General features: G+C 72.8%; 13 protein-coding genes. 2 read left to right on the top strand and 11 right to left on the bottom strand.

The window, feature by feature from the left end:
- Window positions 1-6: 6 nt before the first annotated feature.
- Window positions 7-2,778, bottom strand: a complete 2,772-nt coding sequence (locus tag EHO50_RS38690) for an alpha/beta hydrolase (RefSeq protein WP_128436516.1) — start codon at window positions 2,776-2,778, stop codon at window positions 7-9.
- Window positions 2,779-2,954: 176 nt separating this feature from the next.
- Between EHO50_RS38690 and EHO50_RS38685 the strand changes: the two genes are divergently transcribed.
- Window positions 2,955-4,373, top strand: coding sequence for a Gfo/Idh/MocA family protein (locus EHO50_RS38685; RefSeq protein ID WP_246101809.1), 1,419 nt, complete (start codon window positions 2,955-2,957; stop codon window positions 4,371-4,373).
- Here EHO50_RS38685 and EHO50_RS38680 read toward each other — a convergent pair.
- The 10 genes from EHO50_RS38680 to pgfA all read right to left on the bottom strand — a co-directional run bounded on the left by EHO50_RS38680 (window position 4,355) and on the right by pgfA (window position 16,410).
- Window positions 4,355-4,771: a Zn-ribbon domain-containing OB-fold protein gene (locus EHO50_RS38680; protein ID WP_128436515.1), complete on the bottom strand. Its 417-nt coding sequence runs from the start codon at window positions 4,769-4,771 to the stop codon at window positions 4,355-4,357. The two genes, EHO50_RS38685 and EHO50_RS38680, sit on opposite strands and share 19 nt — an antisense overlap.
- A gap of 158 nt (window positions 4,772-4,929) precedes the next feature.
- A complete protein-coding gene (locus EHO50_RS38675; RefSeq protein WP_128436514.1) occupies window positions 4,930-5,670 on the bottom strand; it encodes a TetR family transcriptional regulator in 741 nt (246 codons plus the stop codon).
- A 37-nt stretch (window positions 5,671-5,707) separates the two neighbouring features.
- On the bottom strand, window positions 5,708-5,920 hold the full coding sequence (locus EHO50_RS38670) for a Trm112 family protein (RefSeq protein ID WP_128436513.1): 213 nt from the start codon (window positions 5,918-5,920) through the stop codon (window positions 5,708-5,710).
- A complete protein-coding gene (locus EHO50_RS38665) occupies window positions 5,917-6,822 on the bottom strand; it encodes a DMT family transporter (protein WP_246101808.1) in 906 nt (301 codons plus the stop codon). The genes EHO50_RS38670 and EHO50_RS38665 overlap by 4 nt, the downstream gene beginning before the upstream one ends.
- Before the next feature lie 4 nt (window positions 6,823-6,826).
- Entirely contained in the window at window positions 6,827-7,585 is a 759-nt protein-coding gene (locus EHO50_RS38660; protein WP_128436512.1) for a class I SAM-dependent methyltransferase, read from the bottom strand.
- Window positions 7,582-8,940 (bottom strand): condensation protein, encoded by a 1,359-nt coding sequence (locus EHO50_RS38655; RefSeq protein ID WP_425472354.1) that lies wholly within the window; start codon window positions 8,938-8,940, stop codon window positions 7,582-7,584. Before EHO50_RS38655 ends, EHO50_RS38660 begins: the two co-directional genes overlap by 4 nt.
- Window positions 8,937-13,103, bottom strand: coding sequence for an alpha-(1->3)-arabinofuranosyltransferase domain-containing protein (locus EHO50_RS38650; protein ID WP_128436511.1), 4,167 nt, complete (start codon window positions 13,101-13,103; stop codon window positions 8,937-8,939). Before EHO50_RS38650 ends, EHO50_RS38655 begins: the two co-directional genes overlap by 4 nt.
- The gene (locus EHO50_RS38645; protein ID WP_128436510.1) at window positions 13,100-13,900 is read right to left on the bottom strand and encodes a class I SAM-dependent methyltransferase; all 801 of its coding nucleotides are present in this window, start codon (window positions 13,898-13,900) and stop codon (window positions 13,100-13,102) included. Before EHO50_RS38645 ends, EHO50_RS38650 begins: the two co-directional genes overlap by 4 nt.
- Window positions 13,901-13,911: 11 nt before the next feature.
- Complete coding sequence (locus tag EHO50_RS38640; protein WP_128436509.1) at window positions 13,912-15,213, bottom strand: glycosyltransferase family 4 protein; 1,302 nt, start codon at window positions 15,211-15,213, stop codon at window positions 13,912-13,914.
- A gap of 204 nt (window positions 15,214-15,417) precedes the next feature.
- Window positions 15,418-16,410: a cell envelope lipid trafficking protein PgfA gene (pgfA, locus tag EHO50_RS38635; RefSeq protein ID WP_128436508.1), complete on the bottom strand. Its 993-nt coding sequence runs from the start codon at window positions 16,408-16,410 to the stop codon at window positions 15,418-15,420.
- Window positions 16,411-16,631: 221 nt separating this feature from the next.
- Between pgfA and EHO50_RS38630 the strand changes: the two genes are divergently transcribed.
- On the top strand, window positions 16,632-16,835 hold the full coding sequence (locus EHO50_RS38630) for a hypothetical protein (RefSeq protein WP_342787046.1): 204 nt from the start codon (window positions 16,632-16,634) through the stop codon (window positions 16,833-16,835).
- Window positions 16,836-16,838: the final 3 nt, after the last annotated feature.

Raw genomic sequence — 16,838 nt, 5'->3', positions numbered from 1 at the left:
GCCGTGTCACGAGCCGTCCAGCACCGTGCCCGTGATCACCGGGGCGCCGGGCTGCGGCTCACCGGAGTCGTCGGCCGCCTGCAGACGCAGCGACTCGGCCTGCTCGGCCACCTGGTCCTTGACCGTCGGTATCCTCAGCTCCGCGGACGTCCGGCCCGCCGGGACGCTCACCCAGACATAGAAGCCGTCCACCTTGGACAACGGCCGTTCCGGATCCGGGGACGCGCCGGTGTTCTCCTCGAGCCAGCGGGGGTCGACGTCCTTCGTCGACAGTTCCCGCCCGTCGGTGACCGGCACCACGGCGTATGCTCCGCCCACCTCCGCGTCGGCCACCGCCGACAAGGTCACCCGCCACTTCAGCGGCTGACCCTCGGTCACCCGGTCGGCGACCGGCGTCACGGACATCGTCGGTATCGGGTCGTCGTTCTCGACGGTCACCCCGCCCAGATGGGCGCCGACCACGGCGGTACGGACCGCCTTCACGAACACTTCCTGGCCCGTGTCGTAGCCGTAGCGGGTGTTGCCCTCCACCTTGACCGGTACGTCGATGGACTGCGTGCCCGGCCGGACCGTCACCAGCCGGTCCTTGACACCGCCCGTGGCCGGGTCGGTGACGAACAGCCGGACCTGCCCACTGCCCTGTCCCGAGACCCGGGCCGGCACCCGGTACGTGCGTACGCCCGAGTCCCCTTCCTTGACGGTCAGCCGGCCGAGGTCGACCCGGGGGAGCCGAGCCTCGCGCACCTCGGGCGTGCCCGGACGCCAGCCCCAGGCGTCCATCAGCCAGGCCCGCCCGGACCGCGTGCGCGGCGTCAGCTCAAGGGACTTGACGTGCTTCAGGTCGAGTGCGGCCGCGTCGTCGGCCCCGATCGGCACGCGTACTTCGCGCGCCCAGTAGGAGGCGGTCCGGTCCGTCCCCGGCAGGCCGTCGACCTTCACGCGGCCGAGGGTCCGGTGCCGTCCGGTGGTGTCGGTGACGGAGACGTCCAGCTGCGTGCCGGTGCTGTTCGGCGGCACGATGACGCGCAGCGCCAGCGCCTTGTCGCCCGCCAGGGACAGCGGCCGGTCGGGTCGGATGCGTGCGGCGGAGCCCGCCGCGGACCAGCGCAGCGCGACCGCGCGGCGGCCGGGCTCGCGGTCGGTCTCCCACTGCGCGAAGTGCGGTGAGGTACCGGCCGTCTCCGACGACAGACAGGCCTTGGCCGCGGACGGGTCCACCGCCGAGCACAGCCGGCCTCCGCTCACGGTGACCTTGCCGTCCGGCAGGAACCCGCCGCCGCGGCGTGCGCCCACGGCATGGGTGAGGACGTGCGCGGGATCGGCCGAGGGCGCGCGGCGGCCGGAGCCGTCGAGCAGCGGACGAACCCGGTCGTCCCGGGCGACGAACAGCCGTGCCGCCGCCGCGATGTAGGTGGCGCCGGCCTTGTGCTGCTGGTCGGCGGTCAGCCGGGTCCTGGTGCCGGGGGAGCAGACCGGGTCGCGCTCCTCCTCGTCGCTCCAGAAGTCGTCGTCGGCGGGCGCCTCGGCCTGCCCCGGCGTCCACTCGCTGTTGAAGTAGTTGTGGTTGGCGCCCACCATGTACACGGCACTGTGCAGCGCGGCACCGCGGCTGACCTGGCGGGTGCCGTCGATGTACACCTCACCCTGCAGGTCGGAGACATCGCCGTCACAGCCCGGCAGGATCGTCATCGACGGCACGTCCGCGACCGGGTTCTGGCCGAAGATCGTCGGGCCGATGAGTACGGTGCCGCGGATCCGCCAGGACACCGGGCCGTGATAACCGTCCTGGTCCGCGGGCGGCGGGTAAAGGCTGTCCATCGCGGCCCGGTTGACGCCCTCGCCGCCCCGCGAGTGTCCCACCAGCAGCACACGCGACAGGTCGGCCCTGGGTGCCTGCCGTACGGCCGCCGGTGCCGTGCTCGGGTGCGCGGACCAGCCGGCCCAGCGGGCGAGATGCTGCCGTACGAGCGACGAACGGGCCTGTGCGCCGCCGTCCTCGGCGCGCCAGTCCTGGCCGTTGATGCCGTTGGCGGAGATCGACACCGTCACATAGCCCTGGGAGGCCAGCAGTCGCTGGTCGCGCAGGTAGCCGCGGTGGCTCGGCACCGGCTTGGAGCCGGCCGCGCAGGGCCAGTCGCCGGTGATCTCGCCCTGCGGTGTGTAGCAGGTGAAGTGGCGTCCGTGCAGGAACAGGGCGAGCGGCCGGCGGCCGTCGGCACCCTTGGGCGCCACGACCACGGCACGCATCTCGACCGGCTGGGCGAAACCGGGCAGCCGTACCGGGGCGAGGTCGTACTCGCCGGTGACGGTCCGGTACGCGCCCGGCTTGCCTGGGTCGACGGGGTTCGCCGGCAGTCGCTGCGGGGTGGTCACCGCCTGGCGTTCACCTCGACCGGTGCTGACCTCGGGTGCGTCCAACCGGCGCCCTGCGGCCCGCACTTGAAGGTTCTCGACGGAGGCCAGCGGGACACCGTCGAGGCCGAGGCGGAACGTGCGCCCGTCCTTCGCCGGCGCCGGACGGCCGAGCAGCCGGTCACCGGCGTAGAACTCGACCCGGGCGTCCCCCATCGGCACCCGTTCGTCGGACCGCCACATCAGCTTCCGTGCGGAACCCTCACCGGTGATGCTCCAGTCCGGCGGCAGACCGCCGCCGCTGTCCACCGAGTCCCCCAACGACCGTACATCGGACGCCTGTTGAGCCTGAGCCCACCCTGGCGACGCCCCCACCACCGCGAGTAACGCCACCGCGGTGACCCATATTCGCCGGGCACGGATCACGTGCCCCTCCTTCCGCTCGCCCCAGGACGGCCCCGGGGCCCTCACTCCGAGAGGACGGAAGGAGGTGCTTGTGCGTTGCCTGTGAAGGAAGGGAACGATGATGGACCGGGCGGTCGACCGATGACCGGGTCGGTGGCTGAGGACTGGGTGGGCGGCCGACGGGAAAGGCCACCACAATGAGCCGAACTCCCCACCGTCGCACCGCCGTCGTCGGCACCGGCCACCGCGCCCAGACCTTCACCCGTGCCCTCGCCGAACGCCCCGGCCACCTCGTCGCCGCCCTCTGCGACCCCAGCCCCACCCGGATGGCCTTCCACAACCGGCTGCTGGCCGAGGCCGGCGCACCCGCCGCCACCCGGTGGGAGCCGGACCGCTTCACCGACATGCTCGCCACGGAGGACATCGACGAGGTCGTCGTCACCACGATCGACGTGGAACACGATCGCTACATCGTCCCTGCCCTGAAAGCGGGCTGCCGCGTCGTGACCGAGAAACCGATGACCGTCGACGCCGCCCGCTGCGCCCGCATCCTCGACACGGTCCGTGAGACGGGCAACTCCCTCACCGTCGCCTTCAACTACCGCTTCAACCCCGTGCACGAGAAGGTCCGCGACCTGCTCGCCGACGGCGCGATCGGCGAGGTCCTCTCCGTGCACTTCGAGTGGCTGCTCGACGTACGCCACGGCGCGGACTACTTCCGCCGCTGGCACCGGGACAAGCGCAACAGCGGCGGCCTGATGGTGCACAAGTCGAGCCACCACTTCGACCTGGTCAACTGGTGGCTCGGGGACGAGCCGAGGGACGTCTTCGGCTACGGGCGGCTCGGCTTCTACGGCCCTGAGGCGGGCGAACGCCATGGGCTGCGCCGGGACTACGACCGCGCCCACGGGGCCGAGCAGGCCGCCGACGACCCCTTCGCCCTGGACCTGGCGGCCAACGACACCCTACGGGCTCTCTACCTCGACGCCGAGCGGGACGACGGGTACCTGCGCGACCGCAACGTCTTCGGCGGGCCCGTCTCCATCGAGGACGACATGGCCGTCCTCGTGCGATACGCCCGGGGCGCGACGATGACGTACCACCTCACCGCGTACTCCCCGTGGGAGGGCTACCGGGTCATGTTCAACGGCAGCGCCGGACGGCTGGAACTCGAGGTCGAGGAGAGCCGCTGGCAGCCGCCCCGGACCCGGATCGGCTCCGGCAGCGGTGCGGTGCACGGAGACACGGCCGCCGAGCACGCGGGCGGCGCACGGCTCACGCTGCGTCCGCTGTGGCGGCCTCCGGTGGACATCCCGCTCGTGACCGCCCACGAGGCGCACGGCGGGGGAGACCCGCGCATGCTGGACGCCCTGTTCGGCCCCGTCGATCCGGCGCGGGCGGCCGACGCAGGTACGGCTGAACGCGCGGTCGCGCACCCCACGGCCACCGAACGCGACGGCGCGCTGGCCCTGGCCGTCGGGCTCGCCGCCAACCGGTGCTTCGAGACGGGACGCCCCGTCGCCGTACCGGAGTTGATCCCCGGGATCAGCAAGCGCTCAGACGGTCGGTCAGGCGGACGGTCAGACGGTCAGGGGGCTCAGGTCCAGGCCCGGTAGGGCTCGTCGATCAGCTGGAACACCGGCTCGCCCCGGACCGGGTCCTGCGCCGTGGACAGCCGGACCCGGTCCCCGCTGTGGATGCCGATGGGCGGGCCCATGACCCGGCCGCGCACGACGAACCCCTCGGCCATCTCGACGAGCGACACATTGCGCGCGGCGGGGGTGTTGCGGTGGACCACCGTGGAGTGACGTACCGTCCCCACGCCCTCGCTGCGCTCCGTGCGCAGGTCACTGCCCTGGCAGACCGGACACAGCAGCCGGTGGTACATCGCGGTGCCGCACCAGGTGCAGCGCTGGAAGAGAACGGCCTCCGTGCCCGGGGCCGCGGGATCGAGCACGCCGGCCGCGGAACCGGCGGTCTGACGAGCAACAACGCTTCCTGAGTGGTGGTACACGCTGGTCAACTCCCTGCACTCGGCCGGAATCCCACGTGCGCGGGACACCCGTGCACGCACGTGCCCGGTTCACCGTGCCACCGTGCACAGCGTCAGCGTATGGCACTCAGTGCCACACGTAAAGGCACTCCGTACCCTGAATCTGTCCGGGATTTCGATCAGTCGCGCCCGAGCGTGGCCTCGATCTCCTGGACGACCCGCCACAGCGGGGCGCCGCGCCGGGACACGACGACCACCACGTCCTCGGGCTGCTCGTCACCGGCGGGGCTCGGGGGAGGGGCGGCGCCGAAGGCGGTCTGCACATACCCCAGGGCGTGGTCCACCGCGGCGCTCGCATCGCCCTGGCCGTCCGAGCGCAGCCAGGAGCGCAGCGCGTTGTTGTGCGCCGCGACCACGGCGGCGGCGATCACATCGGCCTGCAGGGTGCCGTCGCGCCGGCCGGCGAAGCGCTCGCGCAGATACTCGGCCAGGGCGCGCTCGTAGCGCCACACCACCGACAGCTCGTAGGCACGCAGGCCCGGCACCTGCTTGGTGAGCCGGTAGCGCTGCACCGAGAAGGTCGGGTTCTCCGCGTACATGCGCAGCACCAGCCGGGCCGCGTCGCACACCCGTTGCACCGGCTCGTGCTCCTCGCCGCTCGCGGCGAGGAAGGCCGTCATGTCGGCCAGGCACCGCTCGTGGTCGGGGAAGACCACGTCCTCCTTGGACGGGAAGTAGCGGAAGAACGACCGCCGTCCGACACCGGCCAGCGCCACGATGTCGTCGACGGTCGTCTGCTCGTAGCCCCGCTCCAGGAACAGCTGGAAAGCCGCCGCGACCAGTGCCTCCCGCATCGGGGGCTTCGCCGCCCCGGCCTCCGTCTTCTCGTCGCGGCCGGGCGCCGCGCTGCTGGAGCTCATGGACGCGAACGTAGCACCAGAGCGAGGTCTGTGGCACTCAGTGCGCTGTTGGCAGGGTACTGAGTGCTGCCAGTTCTTCGTCCGAGGCCGGCTCCCCCGAGTCGGGCAGCAGTTGGGGGATGCCGTCGATCACGGGGTAGCGGCGGCGCAGGCGGGGGTTGTACAGCGCGGAACCCGGTTCGTCCAGGACTAGTGGGCCCTTGTCGAGCGGACAGACCAGGATCCTCAGCAGCGGGTCGTCGGGCTTCATGAGCGGTTCCCTTCGGGGGCGGGGCGGTGCGCGTCGTGACGCGGCAGGGTGAGTACGACGGCCAGGGCGAGCGCGGTGCCGCCCAGGCGCAGGGTCAGCCGCAGCGGGTCCTGCGGGAGCGGTTCGCCGAACGCGACCGTGCCGCTCGCCACGCTGAACACGCAGGTGACGGTGGTGCACACGGGCACGATCAGCGAGGCCCGGCAACGTTGCAGGGCGGTCTGTGACAGCACGAGACCGAAAGCTCCGGTGAGGAGCAGGAGGTAGGGGTAGGGGGAGACGAGCAGAGCCGGGACGGCGTCGCCGAGCCCCGTGGCGGCCAGCCGACCTGACACGCCCTTGATCGCGAGCGAGCTCACCCCGTACAACAGCCCGATCGCCACGGCGTACACCACACCCGACGTCGGCGGCCGATGGCGCCGCCGGGCCCGCCGCTCGGCCGTGCCGTACAGCCACAGGCCGAGGGCGAGCGCCGGAACGCACAGCGCGAGCAGAGTGCCGGCCGGAGCGCTGCGGGCGATCGGCTCGCTGCTGTCGTGCAGGGAAGCCACCAACATCAGCAGCGCCAGCCCGATGACGGCGACACCCCGCCGCTCGGCGGCCGTCAGCCGCTCGCCCAGCACCACCGAGGAGAGCAGGAGCAGCAGCACCAGCCCGGAGACGAACAGCCCCTGCGCGGCCGCGATCGGCAGGACCCGGTAGACGGCCAGCTGAGCGGCGAAGCCCAGGGCCAGGGCCAGCGCGCCGCCGATCCACAGCGGACTGCCGGCGAGCAGGCGCAGCGCCCGGCCCGGCCGTGCGGCGTGCAGCGGCGGCAGACCGGCCAGCGCCCGCTTCTCCAGCACGAAACCGGTGCTGTAGAGGACGTTCGCCAGCAGCGCCGCGACCACTCCCCAGACCACGGTGCTACCGCCTCCTGGCATGCACGAGGAGGATCGAGGAGAGCGACGGCAGCCGGCAGGCCAGCCGGTCCAGCGGACGCAGCGGACTCGGAACCCCGTGGAAGGGAGCGCCCTCCAGCCGTACGACCTCGAAGCCGGACGCCGTCACGAACTCCCGCAGCGCTCGCGCCGTGAACAGCCGCAGGTGGCCCACCACTTGGCTGCCCGGCCTGCCGTGGACGCGGCGCAGACTCACCTCGGAGAAGACGGGCTGGACCCCGCCGACCAGCAGCGCCCGGTTGTACCAGGCGGCGAGGTTCGGCGTGGAGAGCATCAGATGACCGCCCGGCCGCAGCACCCGACGCAGCTCGTCGAGGGCACCGTCGGGGTCGACGAGGTGCTCGACGACCTCGCTGAACAGCACCGCGTCCGCACTGCCGGACGCGAACGGCAGCCCGCCGTCGGACAGTTGACCCCGCACCACCTGAGGCAGCCACCGCGTCGCCCGGCGCAGCGCGTCCTGCGACCAGTCGACGCCCACGATCCGGTGCCCGTCCAGGACCCGCGCGGCGACGGCCGCCGCCGAGCCGTCCCCGCATCCCACGTCGAGCACAGTGGCCGGCGGGCGGCCCGGCCCTGCGGGACCGAGCGCGCGGGCCAGCATCCGGGCCTGCCGCCGGCTGCGGTCCTCGCCGGAGGCGACCGGGACGGCCGGGTCCTCGTAGAAGTCCCGAAGTCCCGGGGCGGGAGCTGTGGTGGTCAGGGACGGCGGCGATGTGGTCATGGCGCGCTCCGGGAGCCGTAGGTGAGGGAGAGGCAGTCCTCGAAGACACGGGCCAGGGCGGCGCCGGCCGTGTCGTCGAGGAGGTCGCGCGACCAGCGCAGCGTCATGTGCAGCCGTCCGCCGGTGGAGGCCGCCGCCAGGCTCAGTCCACGGGGCATGCGGGCGGGCGCGGAGAACCACACGGCACGGGCCCGCCCCGCGTCGCCGAAGTCCAGCGGATACGGCACCCGCCCGAGGTTGCTGAGCAGCAGGGTCGACGTCCAGGGAGCGGCGGCCCGACGCACACCACGGGTGAGCGCGCCGCGCACACCGACCGGAAGCAGGGGCGCCGTCAGCAGGGCCGCTCCCGGTCCGAGGGATGCGCGCGGCTGTGACTTCAGCGCCCGGGTGCGCCGGGCGGTGGTGTGCAGCAACCGGGTCACGGCGGCCGGATCGGGACGGCGTGCCAGGAGCAGCGGTGCGTCGGAGCGGTCGTCCGGCGTCACCGGCACCTCGACGAGGCGCGTCCCGTTCCCGAGGGGCATCTCCATGCCGCGGCAACGGTCGTCCACGGGCACGGTGATCCGCACCGGCCGGCCGGGCCTGCCGTGGGACAGGTTCCAGCGGCCCACCATCAGGGAGGCGGCGACCAGGAGTTGATCGTTCACGGTCCAGGGAGCGGCCGGATCGGGTTGCGGCAGTGGCAGTTCCCTCAGGAGCATGCCATTCACCGCAGCGCCTGCTCGCGTCGGTCGGGGAACGGTGTCGCGGGCCAGCCGCGCGGGCCTGGCCCATCGCGTACGGCCGTCCCCGCGCTGCCCCGCGTGTGCCCGGCGCACGGGCGCGATCCCTCCCGTGGCCGTGCTCTCCCCTCCGTAGAGCGCGGCCGTCGTGGCGAGGATCCGCAACCCGGTCGGCGCGTCGAGTGCGGTGTGGTGCACGGTGAGCAGCAGGACGGACCGTACGCCGTCCAGGGCGACCACCTCCAGACGCACCGGCGGCGACCGGTGCAGCGGCGGACACAGCGCGAGCGCCCGGGCGCGGGCACGGACCAGGGCGTCGGGCCCCGGCCCGGCGAAACTCACCGGGTCCACGTCCGGCGTGCCGGTCAGCTCCCACGCGTAGGACCGCCGGTACCAGCGGTGCGGTGCCTGCCGTACGAGGATCCGGGGGTGCAGGAGCAGCGCCCGGTGGAACGCCTCCCGCAGCCGCCGCGGGTCCGGTCGGCCGGGCAGATGAACCTCGATGTGAACGCTCTCCGGCTCGTCGTCGCTGAGACAGTGCCGGGACACCTCGTCGACGGTGGGAAACGCCAGCCGTCCCGCGACCGGAGCTCCGCCGCCCGCGACGAGGGGATCTGCCTGCAGCGCGGTCACCGCGTCCCGCCTCTCGCGTCGACGCCGGCTCTCGTCCGGCCCGCGCCGGTCGTCACCACGGCCGCGGTGAGGGCCACGAGCGCCAGCACCTGCGCGATCGCGCCGAACGCTCCGCGATCCGCGGCAACCGGCGCCCCCGCCCCCGTGGCCGCCGCGATGCCCGCACCGGCCATGGCGGCCGCCGCGACCGGGACCAGAGCGCCGGGTCGCAGCCGGGCGACCAGCGCGAGCCCGGGGACCACCAGGGCGAGCGGTCCCGCCACCAGTGCCACGACGGCGGTCAGCGCCACTGTTCCGAGGAGCGGACCGGGCGCCGGAGGAACTTCCGTGTGTCCGGCCGAGATCCGAGCGGTACGTCGCCGACCCACGAAGGCGAGTGCCACGAGCGCGGCGACCCCGACCGCCCCGCCGATCAGCGCGGTCCGGTACGGCCCCGCGGGCTCGTACTCCATGTGCACGGTGCCGGACTTCCCGGCCGGGATCAGCCAGGCCTGCTGCCAGCCGTCGAGCCGGACCGGGGTGAGCTCCTCGCCGTTCAGCGTGGCCTTCCAGCCGTCGTTGACGTTCTCGTACGTCCGCAGGTACGACACCTCGCCCGACCCGGCGGACACGGAGACCGAGCGGCTGTCGCCGGTCCACTTCCGTACGGTGACCTCGCGGTCCGCCGCGGCGGAGACGGCACGCGGCTCGCCCCGGGACAGCGTGACGTCCGTGATCGCGAGCGGTCCGGTGTCGCCGGCCTCCACGCGGTGCCTGCCGAAGGCCAGCTCCAGCCTGCCGTCCTTCGCCTCGTCGCCCGCGCAGAGCTCCACCGTCACCGGCCGCCGCTCCGTCAGGTCGCTGACCAGCCCGGACGCCTTCGTCGGACGGAGCGTGCCGTCGACGTCGAGCGCCGGACCCTGTCCGCACGGAAGCGAGAAGCGGGCGTCCGGCTCGGGCTGCGGCACACGGAGCCCGGCGAGCGCGGGCACGTACACCTCGCTCAGGCCCACGGGGAGTTGGAGCCGTTCGTCGGCCACGGGGTGGTAGAGGGTCAGCGGCGCTGTCTTGGTGACCGTGATGTCCAGGCGGTCGGTGGTGATCGCGTCGAACCGCGCGAGCCCGTCGGAGTCCACGTCGGCCGTCGCCGTGCCGTCCGGCGAGCTGATCCGCACCTGCTCGGGCCGGGAGGACAGACCGCCCGCCGCCCCGAGGACGATCTCGTCGATCTCCTTCCTGCCCGGCCAGCTCAGATGGATCACCGGCCGGTCCCCGGCGATCCAGGCCGTCGTCAGGTCGCCGTCGACCAGGTTCCGCGCGCCGAGCGCGATGCCGCTACGGCCGGTGGAGTCGGCGGACACGGTGATTCGCTGCCGCTGCTGCGGGGCGACGCGGTCCAGCAGGCGGTCCAGTGCGTCGCCGGGCACGGCCACGGCCCGGGCCGACACGTCGTACGTGCCCATGCCCTCCCGGGTGTGGAACTGCCGGTGCAGTCCGGCTTCCGTCGAGGCCGGAGCGAGCCCGCCCGGGTCGGTGCCGCGGTGCAGCGAGTAGACCTGCGCGTCGGCGTGGGTGCGCTCGGCGTCGTTCGGCAGGGCCAGCAGCCGGGTCACCTTCACCCCTGGCACGGTCACCTCGGAGAATCCGGCGCCGGACAGCCCGGGGCGCGCCGACTCGGCGTCCAGGATCTCGATCTTCAGCCACTTCGCCCGGCCCTCGGGCGCGCGCACCGACTGCTGCTCACCGTCCGGCCGCAGTGTGCTGTCGACCGAACCCCGGTCCGTCTCGATCCGCACCCGCGTGGGAGCGGGCCGCGTGGCGTCCGCGGGGAGCGGGGTCAGCCGGAGCGACGCCGGCAGGTCGGTCGACGCGGTGAAGTCCACGCGCAGCCATTGGCCGGCCGGCTCACCCGGGCTGCCTTCGGCCCACGCGGTCTCGGGATTGCCGTCGAAGGCGTTCACCGGGTCGTACTGCGGCAGGTGGAACAGCCAGTTCCCGCTACTGGACGCCCTCACCGACGCCGCACCGCGCAACACGGCCGTCGTCTGGTGGTCGGCGCCTTGCGCAGGCAGGATCTGCTTGGGCTGCTCGCCCGGGTTCTGGAGGCTGCCGGAAGGGTTCTGCTCGGTGGCGGTGTAGGTGTACGAGGTGTTGGAGTTGACCAGGCCGAAGCGGGTGTCGGCGCGGCGCAGTTGGTCGGCGTCGGCCTTGACCGCCGGGGTGTCGACTCCGGGGTGGGGGTCCCCGGTCAGCACGGCGGGCCGGTCGCGCAGCGCCGGGTCGGCGGAGAGCTGGAGCAGTGCCTCGGGGCCGCCGCTCACGACGGCCGTGTCGTCGGCCGCGTCGATCCCGACGAGCCCCGGCCGCTCGGCGGCGCCTGCGGGCTCGTAGATCTCGACCGCCTGGAGGCGCGGATAGAGGCCCTGCACCTGGACAGGGGTGTCGGCGGGGATGCGCCCGGCAGTCACGAGCGGGCCGAAGCCGGCGGCCTTGCGATAGCCGGAGGCCTCCAGGGTCCGCCTGACCGTCTGCGGCGGTACGTAACCGATCTGGTCGGGGTCGAGGTCGTTGCGCACGACCACCTCGTGCAGCCCGGCCCGCGCCAGATACGACTGCAGGCCCGGCACCTCACCACCCGACAACAGGGCCTGCTCGACCGCGTCCAGCGTCCGCCGCGAGCCGGCGGTGCCGAACGGCACGAAGTCGCGTTGCGCCCACCGGGTCTTCGCCAAGACGTCGAAGGGCTGGTCGATGGGAGAGCCCCAGGTGTAGGTCCCGTGCGCGGTTGCCGGTACGACGAGGGCGCGGCTGTCCGCGGCGTGCTCGTCCAGCCAGTCGGCGGCCTGCTCCCAGTGGGAGGGCAGCTTGGTGAACGCGCCCGGCTGGAGGATGGTGCCGTTGACGTACGGCCACGCGAGACCCGGCAGGACGATCAGTGCGGCGATCACCGGGACGTACCGGCGACCGCTCGACGCCCGGGTCCTTCGGCGCTCGGCGAGCACCGCCGTCAGGTGCGCCATGCCCAGGGCCAGCGCGAGGGCGAGCCCCGGCTGGAACTTGTAGATGTTGCGGAACGGCCTGAGCGGACCGTCCAGCCACCCCTGCACCGCGTCGTGGAAGGGCGCGCCGAGGACGCCGCCGTATCCCGCGAGGGCGATCAGTGCGACGGCCAGCACGGTCAGCAGCAGCCAGCGCCGCTCGGGGATGTCCCGGCGGGCCAGACCCGCCAGGCCCAGGGCGGCGGCGAACGCCGAGCCGAGCACGGCGGTGACCGACGCGGCGACGGTCCAGCCCGCCGGCAGCCAGGCCTCACCGAAGTTGAGGTACGCCACCCAGTTGCCGGCGCCGCGCAGCAGCTCGGTCGCGGACATGGTGGCCGTGGTGGTGTCCGCCTGCTCGACGTACGGCATGAAGTCCTCGCCGTAGAAGCGCAGAAGCAGTAGCGGCACCGTCCACCAGGCGGTCGCCAGCACCACGCCGGGCAGCCACCAGGCGAGCAGTGCGCGGCGCCGGGGGCCCTTCGGGCGGCTGAGCAGATAGAGCCCGACTGGCAGTAGTGCGGCCAGAGTTGAGGCGGCGTTGACTCCGCCCATGCAGGGGATGAGCAGGGCGGAGCGGGCGGCGGCGAGGCGCGGGCTCAGCGTCGCGGAGGCGAGGGGCAGCAGCACCCAGGGCAGCAGGGCCCCGGGCAGCGCGGCGGCGGACGTCGAGCCGACGACGACGGTGAACGTGGGCCACAGCGCGTACGCCACCGCACCCAGCAGCCGGGTTCCGGACGAACCGACGCCCAGCCGCTCGGCCAGTCGCAGCGCACCCCAGAACGCCGCGGTCACCACGATCGACAGCCACAGCCGCTCGGCCAGCCACACCGGCAGGTGCAGCAGGTCCGTCAGGGCGTAGTACGGCAGCATCGGGAAGGCGTAACCGACGTATTGGTCAAAGATGCCGCCGAAGCCGGCCCGGTCGTGCCAGAGCTGACCGAGGTCGCCGAGGAAGCGCAGTGGATCGGCGGCCACTGCGAGCTTCGTCTCGAAGGTCATCCGTCCCGGGGACACCGCGACGAACGCCGTCAGTACGGCCGCCCAGAACCCGAACAGCAGGCGTCGTCCGCGCCGTTGCACGGGCGGGGCCGTCGGCGCGGGTGCGGGGGAGGCGTGTGCGGGAGCCTGGACGGTGGTGCTCATGAGCGTGCCTCGCTGGATCGTGCCTGGCTGCCGAGGGACGTCGCCGCAGAGCCGGTGCGGCGCAGGATCAGCAGGAGATTCCAGGCGGCGATCTCTCTCAGTCCGGGGACCCGGGCGATGACGCCCGGGAGGAAGGGCCAGTAGCGGGATCGGGCCGAGACGACGCGTACGTCCTCGCGTCCGCGCACGTGCCGCAGGGTGGGGCCGATGTGCAGGGGGAAGAGGTTCTCGCCGACGGTGTGCTTGGCCTCGCGCCCGGTCCGTCGCCGGTAGCGCTCGCGCGCCCGGCGCGCTCCGAGGTAGTGCCAGGGCGCGGTCTCGTGGCCGCCCCACGGGGAGAGCCAGTTGGTGAACGACAGATAGATCAGCCCGTCCGGCCGGGTCACCCGGACCATCTCGCTGAGGAAGGTCGCCGGGTCCGCCACATGCTCCAGGACGTTCGAGGAGAAGCACACGTCGGCGACACCGTCGGGCACCGGCAGCAGATAGCCGTCGGCGACCACCGCACCCTCCGGCGGGCGGCCGCGCGAGGCCAACTCGCCGAGGTCGGGCTCGAAGAGGTAGCCGTGGGCGCCCCGGCGGCGGAACTCCTCGGTGAAGTGGCCGGGGCCGCCGCCGACATCGAGGACGATCCGGCCGCGCAGGTCGGTGTGGCGCGCCACCTGGGCGACCGCGTCGCGCGCCAGCAGCGAGTAGCAGGCCTCGGGGTCGGTCTGCTCCCGCATGAAGGCCCGCAGCAGCGTGAACGACCGGCGCAGGGAGGGGTCCCTGAGGGGACCTTCGGCGACCTCAGTCATGTGCGCTCACCTCACGCGCCGTCGGGAAGTTCGGCAACGGCCGCTGACGGGACGCTGTGTCCGGGCGCGACGCGGGGGAGGGGCAGGCCGGGCGCCACGGGCGAGCCGACCGGCGTGGGCCGTACCGTGCGGCAGGCCTCCGCGGCCACCTCCCGGAACTGCCGGACGGTGCTGCTCCACCGGAAGTTCTCGGCGCGCGCCTCGGCGGCACGGCCCATGACGCTACGGCGCGCCGGGCTGAGCGCGAGAGTGCACCAGGCCGCGGCGAACGAGCTCTCGCCCCCGGCCAGCACCCCCGTCACCCCGTCCACGACGGAGTCCCGCAGACCGGGTACGTCGAAGCCGACGGCCGGGGTGCCACGCGCGGCCGCCTCGGTGACCACCAGGCCCCAGCCCTCCACCAGGGACGGATGCAGCAGCAGCCACGCCTGGCACAGCAGCCGGTGCTTCTCCGCCTCCGAGACCCGGCCGGTGAACACCACATCGGGCCCGGCCATGGCCTGAAGCCGCTCCCGCTCGGGGCCGTCGCCGATGATGACGAGCTGCCCGCCGGTGACCGGACGCACCCGCTCCCACAGCCGCAGCAGAAGATCGATCCGCTTGTACTCGACCAGCCGCCCGACGGCGACGAACAGCGGCCCGGGGGCCTTGGGCAGCAGCGGTCCGGGCGCGTCGACGCCGTTGTGGACCACCCTGATCCGGTCCGGCGGGGCACCGATGGCGCGCAGTGCCGCGGCGGTGGAGTCGGACACGGCGACCGTCAGGCTGTCGCGGTGCGGGCCGGCCAGCGCCCAGTGCTCCAGTCTGCGGCCGAGCCGGGCCATGGGGCCCGGGTAGCGCATGTCCCACAGGTCGGTGTGCACATGGTTCACCAGGCACAGCGTCGGCCCCTTGTGCCACAGCGGAGCCAGGTACGGCATGCCGTTGCACACCTCCACCAGGAGGTCGCACGCGCCGACCTGACGGGCGAACGCCCGCTTGGCGCGCAGGAAATGACCGGCGTCGCCGCCCGCCGACACCACGCGGTAGTCGCGGTACGCCGCCGGGCCGCCGCACAGCAGAGTGACCTGGTGTCCCGCGGCGGTGAGTCCGTCGGCGATGCGGTCGACGAGGAGTTCGGAGCCGCCGGCGGCGGGGTTGTCCAGGTCGCGGCGGGCCAGGAAGACGATCCGTCGCGGATACGGCGACGAGCCGGAGGCGGTGACTTCGGCGCCGGGGGTACGACGACGAGCGGTACCGGGCTGAGCGGTACGGGGGTGAGCGGGGGCGATCTTCTCCTGGCCGGAGACCAGGGAGGAAGCGTGCTGGGGCATCGTTGCTCCAACTCGTCGGATGCGGGGGCGGGGAGTGGGGAGCCGGGCGTCCGGGGGAGACACGCTGGGCGGGGACGTCATAGGACGGTCGGGCCGGTTCCGGGAAGAACGCGGAGGTACTGGTTAGTAACGTAAGTTTTCGGATTGAGCGTTCGATCTGGCTACGCACGAAGGTGACAATTTCTCCCTGTCTGCGCCCCTGGATCAGTCACCTGTGTGAGTCCTGTCGGCCCTCTGTGAGTCCTCCACCACCGCACGGTGTCGCCGTCCGCGGACCAGGAACGTCAGCCCGGCAGCCATGAGCACGCCGCCCGTGACGGTGGCGAGCGTGGGCGCGGTCTCGCCCAGCACTTCCAGTCGCCGGCTGTCGCGCGAGGTCTCCGCCACCTGGGTGCGCCGGGTCGCGTCGGTGAACTCCACCCGGTCGCTCGCCAGCAGCGTGACGGCGTCGGCCCGGGCACCCGGAGCCCGGAGCGTGATCTTCGGTGCGATGCGCGCGTTCATGATCCGGCCGGTGCGCTGCTCCACCACCAGCTCGATCCCGGCGTTCGCATACCACTCCTCGGCCGCCACCTGCCGCTGCTTCGGCCGTCCCACCAGCGATCCGGGCACGTCACGAGTGACGCCCGTCCGCCTGGGCTCCACGGCGCCGGTGAACCGGTAGCCCTCGTGCCCGAGCACCTTCTCGGTCCCGGAGAACTTCAGCGGTACGGCTCCGCCCAGCACGCCGTCCCACCACTGGTAGGTGCGCTTTTGCACGTCGAACGGAAACTTCAGATAGGCGTCGCCCCTGAACGACGGCTGCTCGCCGCAGCAGTGCACCGGCAGGTTGGTCCGCCGGTCCGTCACCCAGCGCTCGGTGGTCCACTGCAGCGACCGGCGTGGGTCCCGAAGCGGCAGTGTGGTGGGGGTGTCGATCTGCGTGGAGACGTTCCACACCGCGTGCCCGCTGCGCTCGGCGGCGGCCACGTCGCCCACGATCCGGCGGGTGATCGTGATCTGCTTTCCGTGCACGGTCTCCAGGACGCCGGTGTCGAAATAGCTGCCGGTCCCGGTGAGGACCGAACTCGTCTCGACATCCACCGGCGTGCGCTTGACCCGGGGCTCCACATACCGGTCGAGTAGCTGGCCGAAAACCAGCGTGAAGACGCCCAAACCGAGCAAAATCAATGGCAGAACGGAAGCTGTACGGCGCATGAGGGCACTCCGGTGGCAGCGGAAAGATGCAGACTGCGCGACGGTGCGCGAGACAGTCCGGCTCACCCGGGGCGAATCTGGCCTACCGGGGAGTAAGTAGTTATGACCGGCGAAATTAAGCCGCTATTGACCCGGTGTCAACACTGACTTAATACTGATCGTGCCGGACCGGGCCGGAACGCTGGGTGACAACCTCATCGACCGAGAGGCTTCTCGTCCCCATGCCCAGAATGCTCATGCCCACCATCCTCGCCGCCCTCCTGACGTGCGCACTCTCCGCCACCCTGGCCGTGGGCGCCGCCTTCGGCCTCGTCGCCGCCCTGACCGCAACTCCCGAGCAGCCGAACGTGCCGCTGGTCACCTTCCCCGACCCGGCGGGCGACCGGTCTGCGCCCGCGCCACGCACGCAGACCGCCGATCGCTAGGAG

This window comes from Streptomyces cyaneus, from assembly GCF_004028635.1.
In the GTDB taxonomy this organism is placed as follows: domain Bacteria; phylum Actinomycetota; class Actinomycetes; order Streptomycetales; family Streptomycetaceae; genus Streptomyces; species Streptomyces cyaneus.
The sequence above is the reverse complement of the archived record's forward strand: the minus strand, read 5'-3'. Positions and strand labels throughout refer to the sequence as shown.

What these genes read in the sequence shown, in the direction of transcription:
- EHO50_RS38640 (WP_128436509.1), bottom strand. Translation starts at nt 15,213, where the DNA reads ATGCCCCAGCACGCTTCCTCCCTGGTCTCCGGCCAGGAGAAGATCGCC.
- EHO50_RS38685 (WP_246101809.1), top strand. Translation starts at nt 2,955, where the DNA reads ATGAGCCGAACTCCCCACCGTCGCACCGCCGTCGTCGGCACCGGCCAC.
- EHO50_RS38630 (WP_342787046.1), top strand. Translation starts at nt 16,632, where the DNA reads ATGCCCAGAATGCTCATGCCCACCATCCTCGCCGCCCTCCTGACGTGC.
- EHO50_RS38670 (WP_128436513.1), bottom strand. Translation starts at nt 5,920, where the DNA reads ATGAAGCCCGACGACCCGCTGCTGAGGATCCTGGTCTGTCCGCTCGAC.
- pgfA (WP_128436508.1), bottom strand. Translation starts at nt 16,410, where the DNA reads ATGCGCCGTACAGCTTCCGTTCTGCCATTGATTTTGCTCGGTTTGGGC.
- EHO50_RS38645 (WP_128436510.1), bottom strand. Translation starts at nt 13,900, where the DNA reads ATGACTGAGGTCGCCGAAGGTCCCCTCAGGGACCCCTCCCTGCGCCGG.
- EHO50_RS38675 (WP_128436514.1), bottom strand. Translation starts at nt 5,670, where the DNA reads ATGAGCTCCAGCAGCGCGGCGCCCGGCCGCGACGAGAAGACGGAGGCC.
- EHO50_RS38650 (WP_128436511.1), bottom strand. Translation starts at nt 13,103, where the DNA reads ATGAGCACCACCGTCCAGGCTCCCGCACACGCCTCCCCCGCACCCGCG.
- EHO50_RS38660 (WP_128436512.1), bottom strand. Translation starts at nt 7,585, where the DNA reads ATGACCACATCGCCGCCGTCCCTGACCACCACAGCTCCCGCCCCGGGA.